The following is a 13024-nucleotide window of genomic DNA, read 5'->3' as shown; positions in this document are numbered from 1 at the left end:
CGAACCGGACCAGCGCGGCGGGCGGGCGGGCCGGAAGTGCTGTCCCGAGCGGGCTGGAAGCGTGGTCCCGAGCGGGCTGGAAGTGCTGTCCTGAGCGGCTGGAAGCGTGGTCCCGGGTGGGCTGGAAGTGCTGTCCTGAGCGGGCCGGAAGTGTGGTCCCAGGTGGGCGCCCGCGCAGGCCCGGCGGCCTGGACCTCAGCCGCCGCCCTTGCTGAAGTGCTGGTAGTCCTTGATGCCCGACCAGTAGCCGCCCCACTCCCAGTCGAGCCTCTCGAAGGCCCGGACCACCCGGTCACCGGGGTTGATCACGCCGGGCTCGTCCAGGGGGCGCCTGGCGAACTTGCGGGCGTTCTTGTGCGCCACCGAGCCGTCGGCGGACACGTAGGGGTTCTCCCGGGGGTTGATGTCGACGGCCCTGCCGTACGCGTGCTGCGACCAGCTGCTGGACCCGGTCGCCGGGCGGCAGTTGAAGGCCGAGGTGTTGTCCGCGTCGATGGAGTCGAAGTCGTCGCCCTTGTAGACGTCGACGAGCTCCATCTTGCGGATCGGCCAGCGCCAGTCGTACAGGCGCCGGAAGACCGTGACGATGTCGTCGGCCGCGTTCTTGTTCACGACCATCTCGCCGGTGTGGGGCCTGTCGTCGAAGCCCCAGTAGGTCATCGTGATCAGCCGCAGGTCGCCGACCGGGACCGGGCATCCGGGCCGCCAGGAGTATCGGAGCCGGTCGCGGGCGACCTTGGTCACCTTGGCGGAGAACTTCGGCGGGGTGGTGGGAGACGGGCTCGCGGTGGGACTCGGGGTGGGCGTCCCGGCTGAAGGGGACGGTGACGCGGGGGCCGACGAGGTCGCCGGGGAGGGCGGGGCGGATTGGGTGGGCTGTGATGTGGCGGTCGCGCTGCACGCGGCCGCCGCCAGGCAGCCGACGGCCGTCGCGACGACAGCCCGGATGCGTGTCACCAAAGGAGAGCTGCTCACCTGTCGCCACCCCACGACCGACAAAAGGACAAGCCCCCATTGTATTTGACCGGCTACCTCAAGTGATAAGAGGCGGTCCGGTCAGGGAGGGCCATGAGTTCGGGCGGCCGGACCACGCGGCCGATTTCCGCCGATCCACTGCTCCGCCGGTCCGCCGGTCCGCCGGTCCGCCGGTCCGCCGATCCACTGCTCCGCCGTCCATCGCCCACCGCTCCGCCAGCCCGTCGGGACGTGTGGCTCGACGTCCCCCCGGCCTTCGGAAGTCAGGCGCTTTATCGCCGAACCGTTCTCGTGCGGCTTTCGCCCGCATTTACGCCACATCGGCAAGCGCGCCGGCATTCTTTAGCTGAGCTTTCTTCGAAAGATATCGCGCCTGTGTTCGAAGCCGCGCTACAGTCGGAGGCATTGGATCGAACACGGGTTCGGGCCGGGTCTTCCCAGGTGAGGGGTGTGTCATGGCGATGCTCGCGACGCGGCCGACGGCACACGCCCCCGCTCCGCGGACTTCTGGCCGCCGACACGCGACACGCCGTAGCGCTTTCTACGGAAATCTACGTCGGCCGCTATATCCCGTCATAAAGTCCGAGAGCGTGGACCCCGTGCGCAATCCCTACGCCCCCGGTGCGGGGCAGCGTCCCCCAGAGCTCGCCGGGCGCGACCGTGAGCTTCAGCAGTTCGAAATCGTCCTGGAGCGGGTGGCGCGTGGCCGCCCGGAGCGCAGCATGGTCGTCACCGGCCTGCGCGGCGTCGGCAAGACCGTCCTCCTCAACACCTTCAAGTCGATGGCCATGCAGCGGCTGTGGGGGACGGGCAAGATCGAGGCCCGGCCCGACCAGTCGATCCGGCGTCCGGTGGCCGCCGCCCTGCACCTGGCGATCCGTGAGCTGGCGCCGAGGCACCGGGCGCCCGAGCGCATCGAGGAGTTCCTCGGCGTGCTCAAGGCGTTCGCGATGCGCGACCCGGCCGCGGCCAAGGGCACCTCGCACTGGTCGCCCGGGATCGACGTGCCCGCCTCCCGCGGCCGGGCCGACTCCGGCGACCTGGAGATCGACCTCACCGAGCTGTTCGTCGACGCGGCCGGGGTGGCCACCGACCTCGGCGTCGGCATCGCCCTTTTCATCGACGAGATGCAGGACGTGCAGACCCCCGACGTCTCGGCGCTCTGCGCGGCCTGCCACGAGCTCTCGCAGAGTGGCGGCCCGCTGATCGTGGTCGGTGCCGGCCTGCCCCATCTGCCCAGCGTCCTGTCAGCCAGCAAGAGCTATTCCGAGCGGCTGTTCCGCTACGCCAGGATCGACCGGCTCGACCGCGAGGCGGCCGATCTGGCCCTCATCGCCCCGGCCGAGAGCGAGGGGGTGGAGTTCACCCAGGAGGCCCTCGACGCGCTCTACGAGGCAGCCGACGGCTACCCCTACTTCGTCCAGGCCTACGGCAAGGTCGCCTGGGACCTGGCGCTACGCAGCCCGATCACCGTCGACGACATCCGGGTCTCCTCGCCGGAGGCCGAGGAGGAGCTCGCGGTCGGGTTCTTCGGCAGCCGTTACGAGCGGGCCACCCCCGCCGAGCGTGACTACATGCACGCGATGGCCTCCATCGGCGACGAGCCCGTGGCGACCGCCGACGTGGCCGAGGGGCTCGGCCGCAAGCCGTCCAGCCTCTCCCCGGCCCGTGACAGTCTCATCAAGAAGGGCCTGATCTACAGCGCCGAGCGCGGACTGATCGCGTTCACCGTGCCACACTTCGGAAAATTTCTGCGTTCCCAGCCTGTCTGAACACATGTTCGATATAGTGGGCGAGAGCCTCCTAGACCTCTATACGGCTCTCTAGTGGGGAAGCTAGAGAGCCGTATAGAGCCGAATCCTGCGTGCTAGAAAAATCTACGGGTCTCTAGCGTCATGCCGATACGGGGATAGATTCCTGCAGAGACCCGATCTCGATCGGCCGTCCGGCGGCGTCGACCATCGCCACTCGCACCGCCGGGTGCCGGCCGCTCAGGTAGATCGCGAAGACCACGTCCGCCGGGTCGCCCGCGTGACTGTGCCCCGGATAGACGAAGAACCGCCAGCAGAGCTCCCGCCAGCTGTCGACCGGTTCCGTGCTCGACAGAAGTCTCTCGTGCGCCCGCCAGGCAGCGCTCGAACGCAGGCGGCTGAGCGCGGTCGACGGGTCCAGCGGGCGCTGCTCGCAGGGGGCGCGGTGCCGGAGCCGGGCGGCGGCCTCCTCGATCTCCGGAGAGAGCGCGGCGAGCACCAGCAGCCCGCCGGCCACGGCCGCTAGCTGAGACCAGGTGAGGCCGGCCACCACCGCCCAGCCGGGGACCGGCGGAGTCCAGACCGTTCCCACGGCCATGGCGGTCAGCACCATGGTGCGACCCAGCGAGCGCAGCCCCACCGGGATGGCGCTGACCTCGCCGAAGCAGCCGCAGCCCACATCCGGCCGGCGGCGGCGCAGCTCCCACAGGACGTAGGTCGACACCGCGAAGAACGTGGCCGCGCCCCACCGGAACAGGGAGTGGCCGGTCAGCATCAGGCCGACCAGCAGGACCACCTCTCCGGCCGCACAGCCGAGCAGGGCGGGCAAGCGCCAGCGTTCGACCACCAGCGCCGCCGGTCCGAGCCTGCTCAGCGCACCCGGTTCGGACTCGTTCACGGCCGTCCGCACCTTGGCGAGCGCGCCCGCGGCCAGCAGCGCGGCCAGCACCGGCAACTGCGCGGCGGCGATCGTCGTCAGCATCCCTGTCACCCCAATCCGACCCGGGCATTGAAGCACCCCTTCGTCAGGTCCCCGCCAAGCTCCACGAAGGCGGTCGCCGACAGCTCCACGATCCGGCCCCGTGGCGAGGTGCCGCACTCCAGGCACCGGTCGCAGAACCGGCCGGCCAGGCAGCCGCATGCCACGATGGGCAGGACCGAGGTGCGCCCGGCGCACACGTTGCGCACGTTGAGCATCGAGCCCAGCGCGAGATAGGGCAGGCCCGTGCACGACACCCCCGCGTCCTGGCAGTCGGCGTCGGAGCGCTCCAACATGGGGTAGGCCGCCCCCTGCTCGTCGTGGTCGAAGGCGTCCGACCAGGTGGCGGTGCCCGAGATCCGTGACTGCGCGCCGCTGTAGCCGGGGGGCGGCTCGGGGACGGCCGTCCACCGGTAGGGCGGCTGCGAGGTCGCCGGCAGCCGGGCCTGGGCCACGCCGTTCTCACGGACGCCGATGGCGTCGAACAGGTAGCCGGGCTCGAACTGCGGGTGCCGGACCCGCAACCGGCCCGAGGCGCGATAGGGGATGACGACCGTACGCCGCCCCCGGTGCGGTCCGCAGTACAGCTCCATGGTGCGGTCCCCGGAGCCGGAGCCGACGGACTGGATCACTCCGGTGATCCGGGTGATGTCCGCCCAGATCCGGTCCACCACCCGGCCGGACCGCAGGGCCCTGATGATCACCTGGGCGCCCGGCGGCAGGTCCGCCGGAGCGACGGCCTCGCCGCGCCACGCTGTCGCCCACGGCGCGATGACGAGCCGTTCCTCGCGGCCATCGGGGGTGTCGATGACTATCAGGTGCGGGCTGACGTCGAGGATCTCGCCGATGACCGATCGGAGGAGCTCGCCATCGCCGGGGAGCGCCCCTGGCTCGTCGAGGCTCCGGCCAAGCGCGGCCGCCGCCAGAACGCGGCGGCGGTCAACGCTGCGATACGGCATCGTCACTCCCCATATTTCGGTGAGGTTTCCCCGTTAGCGTCACACGCTTGCCGGGGTCTCGCTGTTCGCTTGCGCCAATAACTCCGGCAGGTGTCCGACCCTGTAGCAAAATTCCCACCCCTGATACAACGCGTTGCCTCCCACTTCGGGACAGACCCGTACCTGCTGCCCGCCCATGTGTGATCACGGGGCTGAGCCGGTTTTTGCCGTTGAGGGGACGAAATATAGGTTCCGGTTCAGCCGAATTATGGGCTCCGGCTGCGATTCTGGCCACGAGACGCACCCAGACCACAGGCTGGTGATCGCGGTGACCGGCGGGACGCACGAGGAGTTCCGCGAGTACGTCGTTGCTCGCGGTCCCACGCTGCTGCGCGCCGCCTACCAGCTCACCGGGCACCCCAGCGACGCCGAGGATCTCCTCCAGGCGGCACTGGTCAAGACGTACCTCGCCTGGGACCGGATCCAGGAGCGCGCGGCCATGGACGCCTACGTGCGCCGGGCGATGGTCAACATCAACATCTCCTGGTGGCGGCGGCGCAAGCTGGAGGAGTACCCGTCGGAGGAACTCCCCGAACCGGTTCTCACGGGCGGCTACGGCTATCTGCCCGAACGGGTGGAGCAGGCCCTCGACCGGCTGCCCACCCGGATGCGGGCCGCGGTCATGCTGCGCTACTACGAGGACATGACCGAACCGGAGATCGCCAAGGCGCTGGGGATCAGCGTCGGCACGGTCAAGAGCACGGTCTCGCGGGCGATGGCCAAGCTCCGCGGCGACCTCACGATCCCGGAGCAGCGGCAACTGGAGCCGCAGGCCTAGCTGTACTGACCTGAGAGGTTGGGTACGGCCGCCCGCCTCCCCGTGCGTGTCCGCCGGGAGAGCGCTGCGCTCGATGTGGTCAAGAGGGGTTCTCCGTCATTCGGACGGGGTGAGCTCGGCTCCCGCCGTGGCGCACGGCCGTACGGCGTCGCGGATGATTCTGAGTGTGTCCAGGAGGGTGCTGAGCTGCTCGGCGGAGAGCAGGCCGGTGAACCAGGTCTCGATGTCCGCCAGGTGCTGGGGGAGCACCGCGCCCAGCCGGTCGGCGCCCGCGTCGGTGATGGCCGCGTAGGAGGCCCGGCGGTCGCTGGCACACGCCTGCCGTACGACCAGACCTTCGCGCTCCAGCCGGTCCACGACCCTGGTCACCCCGCTGGTGGACAGGCTGGTCTGCGCGGCCAGGTCGCTCATGCGCAGACGCTGACCGGGCGAGCGCGCCAGCCGGATCAGCGTCTCGAAGTCGATGTCGGAGAGCCCGACCGCGGCGAAGGACAGATGCATCTTCGCCGACAGGCCGGTGTGGGCCTCGGCCAGAAGACCCATCGCCGTCAGCCGGGAGTCATCAAAGGGGATCACGCTCACACTGTATCCGACGATAGTTGACGCGCGGAATATTCCTCGTGTAGAAATCTGTTGTCGCAAACATCCGCACGGCAAGCACCTCATCGGGAGTAGACATGATCACTCGGACCTGGGAAGACCTTCAGCTCCCCACCCCCGGCACCTTCGCCCTCGACGTCGCCCACACCCGGATCGGCTTCATGGCCAAGCACATGATGGTGAGCAAGGTCCGCGGTAGTTTCACCGACTTCTCCGGTACCGTCGCGATCGCCGAGAACCCCCTGGACTCCTCCGCCGAGATCGCGATCAGGACGGAGAGCATCACCACCGGCTCCGCCGACCGTGACGGCCACCTGCGCAGCGAGGACTTTCTCGCGGCGGAGAAGTTCCCCGAGATCACCTTCCGCACCACCCGCGTGGTCGGCTACTCCAGCGGCGAGTTCACCGTCCTGGGCGACCTCACCATCCGTGACGTCACCAAGCAGGTCGAGCTCACCGTCGAGTACGGCGGCGCCGGCACCAACCCGTGGGGCCAGGAGCTCTGGGGCTTCTCCATCACGACCGAGATCGACCGCGAGGAGTTCGGCCTGACCTGGAACCAGGCTCTGGAGACCGGTGGCGTCCTGGTCGGCAAGAAGATCAAGATCGAGATCGAGGGCGAAGCCAACCCCGCCGCCTGATTTCCATGATCTACTCGGACTCCTTCCCCGGCCGGGGAGGGAGTCTTCGCTATGTCCGTTGGTTGAGATTGTCCGTCTTGCATCGCAAGAATCCCCAGGGCATCCACCGCTCTCACCTGCGGAATCCAGGTCTTGTCCACAGGTGTGGAGCAAGTTATCCACAGATGGTGGATAACTCGGCTGCTTCTGTTCTCGGCGACGCGACCGGCAATCGCTTTGCTGCCTTGGCAGATGGCCGGTACTCTGTGCTGAGCCACACGGCAACCAGGAGGCTTCGCCTAGTCAGGTCTATGGCGCCGCACTGCTAATGCGGTTTGGGTCTACAGCCCATCCGGGGTTCAAATCCCCGAGCCTCCGCAGGTCAAAGGCCCTCTCCCAAGTTTCGGGAGAGGGCCTTTCTGTTGCCTGCACACTGCCGGGGTTGCAGTTGTCACCCGTCGCCCCAGAGGGCGGCCCCCATGCGCGTGTTCGCGTCCTGCATCAGCGCGCCGGCCACGTGGGTGTAGCGCTCGGTCGTGGTCCTCCCGCAGCTCTCCGGCCTTCTCCCGCTCGGCCGCCTGCACGTCGCGATGAGTCCGGAGAAGGGGCAACAGCTCGGGAGGGCACTGAAGGGTGAGCTTGCTCCGGCTCTTACGCTGCCGAAAGATCATGCCGCCGCCTGTGCGCTTGGGGCAGCGGTCCGGATGACCGTGCGTCCCTTCGGACACATCCGCTTCGGGCAGACGTGACCGTGCCGCTTGCAGGCCTTCGGGCAGTCCGGACGGTGTTTGTGCTCGGTATACCGCTTCTTGCACGGCCGGCGATGCCACTCCGCGCCGCACTCGTGAGGATCGTCGCAACCGTGCGGTTGCGTCCACGGAGGTGGTGTATGAGTTTCCCCAGCTAGTCGGTGGGGCGCCGTGAAATGAGGACGGCCATCGCGTGATCCTTCGGGTTGCGAAACCAAGATCGAAGGAGAAGAAAGCGATGGCCGTGAACAGGCCGAGTCGCACGAATTCGTAAGTGAGTTGAAGCATGCGCGGTTCTCACATATGGCCTGGCCACCGTCATGGCCGATGACGTAGACATTCGTGGCCCTGGATAATCGGAAGGGCTCGTCTTACGCCTCGTCGGAACTATCGAAAGGTTCCTGTGCCAGAATTCTCAGAGAAGGCCGTGCAGGCGGTCGCTCGGGTCGATGCCCTTCACCAGTTGGGCGTCATCGCCCAGTGGCGCCTTTGCTCTCGCCATGCCACGCACAGGCGATATCCCCGCGGCTGCGATGACTGCACATTCGATGACGTAAAGACGTGTCCCACCTGTCGTATGTGGCCATGTCCCACGCACCTGGCCTTGTACGACGAGACGGAAGAAAGCTGTAGTCACCGAGTTCCTGTCGATCCGGTAACAGATGGAATGAGCCATCTCTCCGAGAGGCCGATCATCGTTGGTGACCACAGAGCGACTACGGACGTTTACGCATGGTGGAGCCAGTCTGGATGGGCGCCGGCAGCGTTCTGTTTCACCTTCATAGCCGACCTCGCGCCTGAAGAGGTGCTACGCCGGCTGGGACTCACCGAGGATCCCGAACAGGAAGGTTTCGCCACCATCGAAGTCGGCCGCGCTCCCGGTGGATCGATCATGGTGGAGTGCGGCCGTGCCGGGATCTTGCGCGACGTGGTGCATGCCCTCTCGCAAGGTACGTCGATCGCCAGCGTTGAGCGCAATGTTAACCACCACTCCCACTTCATCCATGCCGTAGACGGCCACATCGTCGCGCGCCTGGTCCCGATGTTCGCCCACTGGAGCGACAGCACCGACCCTGAACGACTGAAACAGGACCTCGAAGAACTGGGGATGATCTGGGATTTCGACCCGGACCCTGAGGTCTTCCCGCCCTACATCGAGGGCGCTTTGGCGCTCGCTGAACGACGTACCGGCGTCCGGCTGGAACCGCGTCACCTCCAGCCCGGCGCCTTACCTCACCGAGCCTCCATCGCCCGCTACTACGAAAGCCCTGAAGGCGCATTTCCAGAGCTGGCTTGACATTGGTGTCCTAGAGCGCCTAACAGAATGCCTGCCGCACTGTCTATGAGGATCTCTTTCCATGGGAGCGGAGGGACTCGATGTCCGGCGATGCCCACCACGAGCGTTGCCGGACATCGGCCGAGAGCCGGCAATCATCCTCGCTGAGTACACACACCGGGAAGGTCGCAGACCTTCTTGGCCATCTTCTTCGCCCTGTTGGTGAGTATCTTGGTCGTGTCCTCGCCGGCCCAGTAGGAGTCGGCGGTGTAGAGGACCAAGGCGCTCCCGCGGCGGACGACGACGTACCGCTCTCCGCTGGAGATGTACAGCTCGCCCTTGAGGGGCTCCTCCGTGCCTCTTTCGTAGGAGCTCCCCTTGACCAGCAGGGCCTCGTCTGCGATGTTCACCTTCTTGCCGGTGTAGCGGTGAAAGCTCCCGGCCACGGTCGCCGGCTGCGGAGCCTTGGCCTTGGCGCATTTTTTCACGTCGGCGCGGAGCTTGCGGAACGCGGCCCCGGCGTTCTTCGCGCTGGGATACAGCACGAGCTGCTCGGTGGCGTACGAGGGGGCGCTGGTCCCCTCGGTGATGGTCCGCATCGCGATGCGGCCATCGCGGGGCTTCTCCTTGGAGCGGCAGGGGTTGAGCCCAAACGGCTTGGTCAGCTTGTCGCTGACCGTCCACCACTCATCGGCCGCCTGATCCTCGGTGAGGGGCTTGGTCGCCTCGGCCTCGGTCAGCAGAAACCCTTTGGGGATCTTGACGGTCTCCGCCTGGGCCGTACTGGCCGCGCCGACCGCCGAGGCCACCATGACCGCCGTTGCGATGATCGATATCATCGCTCTCTTGCCCGTCATTTCGATCATGAGCTGTTAGATGCGTGACCCTGCTGAAAAGTTCTCCGGCGTCGAGACGGGCAGGGGCACAGCGAAAGTCATTCCGGTAGGAGCTGTTAGCCCGGTGACAGAACGATTCGGCTGGAGAGGCACTCGCGCACCTAGGTTCACGAGCTCGCTCGGGTTGCAGTTCCCCGCCGTATCAGCGCGTTCCAGGTGGGACCGTCCTGAACGGTCGTGCCCAGGGCGACGACGCCACCCGGGCATGGCTGCTCAGCCGGGAAGCCGAAGAGTTGGCCGCACTCGGCGACCGCCGCGCCGTCGACCTGTTGCAGCAGGCCGAAGATGCATACGGTCGAGCCCGCCCGCACCGCGAACGCGCCTGGACCCGTTTCCTTGACCCCGGCCGCATGGCCGCCTTTCAACTGTCCACCTACGTACGACTCGGTGACGAGCGCCAGGTGATCGAGGCCGGACAGGCCGTGCTGTCGGCCGTCGCCCAGGACGCCGACCACAAGAAGGTGGCCGTCATCCACGCCGACATCGCCCAGGCCCAGCTCCGGATCGGCGACGTTGCCGAAGGAGTCGCCTACGCCCACCGCGCACTCGATACCGCCCAGCGCAGCGGATCGACCTGGGGACTCCAGGACCTCACGGCGCTGGAGAAGGCTCTCGTCATCCAACAGGACCAGGCCGCTCGGGAACTCCTCGGCGACATCACCTCTACGCGCCGGAGCCTGGGGTCGTCTCCCGCTTGATCCACTCCAGGTAGTCAGCGGTGCCGGCCGCCAACGCGACCGCGACGATCTGCGGCACCTCATAGGAGTGCAGCTCCCGCACCCGCCGAGCGAGCTCATCGAACCGCTCAACGGTGGTCTTCATCAGCAACAGCCACTCCTCGGAGCGCTGGATCTCTCCCGCCCACCAGTAGGTGGACTCGATCGGGGCGATGATCTGGCAGTCAGCGGCCAGCCGTTGCTCGACCACTGCCGAACAGATTCGATTCGCCTCCTCGCGGCTGCCGACAGTGACATGGACCTCAAGGCAATCCGAAGCGTTCTGGAGCATCCCGCCACACTGCCGAATCGTTCTCATAGGTATCAAGCACGGCGGCGCGGCGCGCCGCCGCACGGCCCGCCACCCGAACGCCGCCCGAACATGCGGCGTGGGCGCCGGTCTCGGTTGGCGGCGGGACCACGGGCCGCCCACCGCACCACCTGCACACCGTATCCATTCGATCCGCCGCACGTGGGCCACGCGGCCGCATACGATCAGGCGGCTTCCGCCATGGTGCTGTACCTTCGACTTCCCTCTTATGTGATGAGGAGCCGCTATGTCCTCCGACGAGTTAGTCATCCTCTTCGGTCTTTCCTACGAGGCCATAGCTAGCCTGCTCATGGGCGTTAGCCTGATTGTCTTCAGCGTTGGCATTACCGCCGCACTTATCCTCATTCTTTTCGCCCTGTACCGCCGGTTTTTCAAGCTCAGGCGAAGGCCTCAGCCCAGGAATAACCGTGCAGGGCAAGGCTTCGTGCTCGAGTGGCTGAAGTAGAGATCTTGATCGCTGCACCTGCCGTCGCTCCGGCACACCAGGGCAACATCACCGCCACCATGCATGGCTGACAATCGCCTGACTGTGGCTGATCTCCACTCAAGGGCGGGGGCGATCGAAGGTCTGGGACTTCGTGCCTCAGCCCCAGTCCGCCGGGTAACGGGATCCTCTCCGTTGCATTTCCCGTTGCAATACAAGGGGGTTCAAGGTCGTTCAGGAAGGATCGGGTATGGTCGCTGACCTGCATTGAACGGCTTGGAACGGCGCAAGGTCGATCTTTTGATCCGCAACTGGTGAACAGCGACCGCATGACGACCGATCCGACCGGCTCCTTCTAAACTACGGAAATGATCGAGTTGAGTTCGCGAGCGCGTACGCAGCCGCCGCTGCCTCACACCGTGTGGGAGAGTTTGGCCGGCCCTCGGCGACCTGGCGGACGGCAGTGGCTGGACCTGCACTCCGATGAAGTCGAGCCGCGCATTCTCCGGGCGGTGGAGCCGGAACTCGTGGTCTGGTCGTCGTTGTGGCCGGAAAGGCCCGATGACGAGATCCGGTTCGACATCCGGCCGACCGAGGACGGCGGGTGCTCACTGCGCTGGACGCTACTGACACCTGCGGAAGCTCCGGAACAGGCTGTGATCGATCGTCTGCGTCACCGGCTCAACTTCCTGATCAATGCCCAGCTCCGGTTCTCCTTCGGGCAGTGAGGGTTCTCGGCGGACGCGTGCTGCAACGAATGCTGCAACAGAGGCACACGACGGCTCACATCCACACCCGTCCAGCACTGCTCAAGACCGGGTTGTGAGCTGCCGATCATGGCCGGGATGGTCCTGATAAAGAAGCGGTCACCCACGTAGGGCCAAGGTGACCGCCGGGCCATTAGCGGGCCATTAAGGGCGGTCAACTGCGGTCAGTCACGGTCACTCGCGGGGAGTCCTCCGCCCAGCTCGCACCCCGCACAGCCCGAGCTCGGGCCGATTCGCAGGCAGGATGTCAGGAGTTCGAGCCGTCACACAGCACGTGCTGTACTTCAGCGGTTCGCCGGTCACCGGTGCCCTGCTGACCCTGTGGGTCGCTACTCCCGTTCGGTTCCGACCACGAACCTGTTTACCGGCTGCCATGCGCCCCTGCGGGTTACCAGACAGAATCGGGTCAAACGACGAAAGGTGCCGGATGGGCCGCCTGCGGGAAGCAGCTAAAGAGTTCGCCTTCACGATGGTCTTAGGGTTGGTCGGATTCGGTGTGATCTTCGGAATATCCGCGCTGTTCGACCTGCCATGGCTGGTGGACGTGTTGGGCGGCCACTCCCTACCACCGTTCATCGGCCTGCTCTTCCTGCTGACCCTACTGGGACTCGTGGCCTTCGTCGTGTGGTTGGTGCGGAAGATCGGGAAAAGGCAACGCCAGCCGGCTGAGTGACATCCGCACATGCGAGTGCCGGAGGACGCAGCGACCGAAGGCAGGGTGAAGACCCTGTACGGGGTTGCAGTGTGGGTTGTAGTTCACCGCCGTACCAGGCCGCTCAAGGAGGACCGCCGACGGACGTTGGTCCAGGTGGGACTGTCCTGAACGATGGCGCACCGAGCTGCTGATGCGGTTTGGGACTGCAGCCCATCCGAGGTTCAAATCCCCGAACCTCCGCAGGTCAGAGGCCCTCTCCAAAGGTTCTGGGAGAGGGCCTTTCTGCTGCCTGAACACCGCCGGGGTTGCGGTTGTCACCCGTCGCCCCGGTAGCACGCGCGGACTCTTCGCTCACGCCGGGAACACCGCCGACGGGTCTCCGCACGGAAGACTCGCCGAGTCGGAACTGCTCAGCAGCCTTCATGGCCGCCTTGTGGGAGGCCCCGCCTCAGCGGGCCGAGCCGTAGTCACGCGGGTCAACGCCCTCGGCGATAACGTCCACAGCGGTT

General features: G+C 66.6%; 15 protein-coding genes and 1 tRNA gene. 10 read left to right on the top strand and 6 right to left on the bottom strand.

Translation table 11 applies throughout. The features are described 5' to 3' along the window. Positions 1 to 195: 195 nt before the first annotated feature. Positions 196 to 744, bottom strand: a complete 549-nt coding sequence (locus tag BM085_RS39675; protein ID WP_245789969.1) for a M15 family metallopeptidase — start codon at positions 742 to 744, stop codon at positions 196 to 198. A 1-nt stretch (position 745) separates the two neighbouring features. On the opposite strand from BM085_RS39675, the gene BM085_RS46555 reads away from it, so the two are divergent. After that, entirely contained in the window at positions 746 to 1024 is a 279-nt protein-coding gene (locus tag BM085_RS46555; RefSeq protein ID WP_245789968.1) for a hypothetical protein, read from the top strand. 541 nt (positions 1025 to 1565) lie between these two features. Then, positions 1566 to 2747 (top strand): ATP-binding protein, encoded by a 1182-nt coding sequence (locus tag BM085_RS39670; protein WP_086573980.1) that lies wholly within the window; start codon positions 1566 to 1568, stop codon positions 2745 to 2747. 121 nt (positions 2748 to 2868) lie between these two features. Here the strand turns inward: BM085_RS39670 and BM085_RS39665 are convergent, their stop codons facing one another. Both BM085_RS39665 and BM085_RS39660 read right to left on the bottom strand, forming a co-directional pair. Then, on the bottom strand, positions 2869 to 3708 hold the full coding sequence (locus tag BM085_RS39665) for a MauE/DoxX family redox-associated membrane protein (protein ID WP_093891908.1): 840 nt from the start codon (positions 3706 to 3708) through the stop codon (positions 2869 to 2871). A 5-nt stretch (positions 3709 to 3713) separates the two neighbouring features. Then, positions 3714 to 4664: a hypothetical protein gene (locus BM085_RS39660; RefSeq protein ID WP_093891907.1), complete on the bottom strand. Its 951-nt coding sequence runs from the start codon at positions 4662 to 4664 to the stop codon at positions 3714 to 3716. A 247-nt stretch (positions 4665 to 4911) separates the two neighbouring features. Between BM085_RS39660 and BM085_RS39655 the strand changes: the two genes are divergently transcribed. Then, a complete protein-coding gene (locus BM085_RS39655; RefSeq protein ID WP_399508371.1) occupies positions 4912 to 5481 on the top strand; it encodes a SigE family RNA polymerase sigma factor in 570 nt (189 codons plus the stop codon). Between the two features lie 96 nt (positions 5482 to 5577). On the opposite strand, the gene BM085_RS39650 is transcribed toward BM085_RS39655, so the two are convergent. Then, complete coding sequence (locus BM085_RS39650; RefSeq protein WP_245789967.1) at positions 5578 to 6057, bottom strand: MarR family winged helix-turn-helix transcriptional regulator; 480 nt, start codon at positions 6055 to 6057, stop codon at positions 5578 to 5580. 101 nt (positions 6058 to 6158) lie between these two features. Here BM085_RS39650 and BM085_RS39645 point away from each other — a divergent pair, with 101 nt between their 5' ends. The 3 genes from BM085_RS39645 (at position 6159) to BM085_RS43940 (ending at position 8747) form a co-directional block, all read left to right on the top strand. Beyond that, on the top strand, positions 6159 to 6722 hold the full coding sequence (locus tag BM085_RS39645; protein WP_093891906.1) for a YceI family protein: 564 nt from the start codon (positions 6159 to 6161) through the stop codon (positions 6720 to 6722). A 267-nt stretch (positions 6723 to 6989) separates the two neighbouring features. After that, a tRNA-Ser gene (locus tag BM085_RS39640) sits at positions 6990 to 7079 on the top strand. 975 nt (positions 7080 to 8054) lie between these two features. Beyond that, positions 8055 to 8747: a DUF6461 domain-containing protein gene (locus BM085_RS43940; RefSeq protein ID WP_143121288.1), complete on the top strand. Its 693-nt coding sequence runs from the start codon at positions 8055 to 8057 to the stop codon at positions 8745 to 8747. A 134-nt stretch (positions 8748 to 8881) separates the two neighbouring features. Here the strand turns inward: BM085_RS43940 and BM085_RS39630 are convergent, their stop codons facing one another. Then, positions 8882 to 9565, bottom strand: coding sequence for a hypothetical protein (locus tag BM085_RS39630; RefSeq protein WP_218158966.1), 684 nt, complete (start codon positions 9563 to 9565; stop codon positions 8882 to 8884). 224 nt (positions 9566 to 9789) lie between these two features. Between BM085_RS39630 and BM085_RS39625 the strand changes: the two genes are divergently transcribed. After that, positions 9790 to 10320, top strand: a complete 531-nt coding sequence (locus BM085_RS39625) for an NsdA family TPR-like regulatory protein (RefSeq protein ID WP_483883307.1) — start codon at positions 9790 to 9792, stop codon at positions 10318 to 10320. Here the strand turns inward: BM085_RS39625 and cutA are convergent. Continuing rightward, entirely contained in the window at positions 10286 to 10549 is a 264-nt protein-coding gene (cutA, locus tag BM085_RS39620; RefSeq protein WP_245789965.1) for a divalent-cation tolerance protein CutA, read from the bottom strand. The two genes, BM085_RS39625 and cutA, sit on opposite strands and share 35 nt — an antisense overlap. 346 nt (positions 10550 to 10895) lie before the next feature. Between cutA and BM085_RS39615 the strand changes: the two genes are divergently transcribed. From BM085_RS39615 to BM085_RS39605, 3 genes are all read left to right on the top strand, one after another. Beyond that, positions 10896 to 11114, top strand: coding sequence for a hypothetical protein (locus BM085_RS39615; protein WP_093891902.1), 219 nt, complete (start codon positions 10896 to 10898; stop codon positions 11112 to 11114). A gap of 347 nt (positions 11115 to 11461) precedes the next feature. Beyond that, positions 11462 to 11821 carry a hypothetical protein gene (locus tag BM085_RS39610; protein ID WP_093891901.1) on the top strand — a complete coding sequence of 120 codons (360 nt, stop codon included), beginning with the start codon at positions 11462 to 11464 and terminating at the stop codon, positions 11819 to 11821. A 466-nt stretch (positions 11822 to 12287) separates the two neighbouring features. Continuing rightward, the gene (locus BM085_RS39605) at positions 12288 to 12533 is read left to right on the top strand and encodes a hypothetical protein (protein WP_093891900.1); all 246 of its coding nucleotides are present in this window, start codon (positions 12288 to 12290) and stop codon (positions 12531 to 12533) included. Positions 12534 to 13024 lie beyond the last annotated feature (491 nt).

It is taken from the genome of Streptosporangium canum, from assembly GCF_900113865.1.
GTDB lineage: Bacteria > Actinomycetota > Actinomycetes > Streptosporangiales > Streptosporangiaceae > Streptosporangium > Streptosporangium canum.
This window is presented reverse-complemented; position numbering and strand designations above follow the sequence as displayed.

Excerpts from the sequence above, each read along its gene's own strand:
- BM085_RS39665 (WP_093891908.1), bottom strand. The coding sequence starts at position 3,708 with ATGCTGACGACGATCGCCGCCGCGCAGTTGCCGGTGCTGGCCGCGCTG.
- BM085_RS39660 (WP_093891907.1), bottom strand. The coding sequence starts at position 4,664 with ATGCCGTATCGCAGCGTTGACCGCCGCCGCGTTCTGGCGGCGGCCGCG.
- BM085_RS39655 (WP_399508371.1), top strand. The coding sequence starts at position 4,912 with ATGGGCTCCGGCTGCGATTCTGGCCACGAGACGCACCCAGACCACAGG.
- BM085_RS39645 (WP_093891906.1), top strand. The coding sequence starts at position 6,159 with ATGATCACTCGGACCTGGGAAGACCTTCAGCTCCCCACCCCCGGCACC.
- BM085_RS39630 (WP_218158966.1), bottom strand. The coding sequence starts at position 9,565 with ATGATATCGATCATCGCAACGGCGGTCATGGTGGCCTCGGCGGTCGGC.
- BM085_RS39615 (WP_093891902.1), top strand. The coding sequence starts at position 10,896 with ATGTCCTCCGACGAGTTAGTCATCCTCTTCGGTCTTTCCTACGAGGCC.
- BM085_RS39610 (WP_093891901.1), top strand. The coding sequence starts at position 11,462 with ATGATCGAGTTGAGTTCGCGAGCGCGTACGCAGCCGCCGCTGCCTCAC.
- BM085_RS39605 (WP_093891900.1), top strand. The coding sequence starts at position 12,288 with ATGGGCCGCCTGCGGGAAGCAGCTAAAGAGTTCGCCTTCACGATGGTC.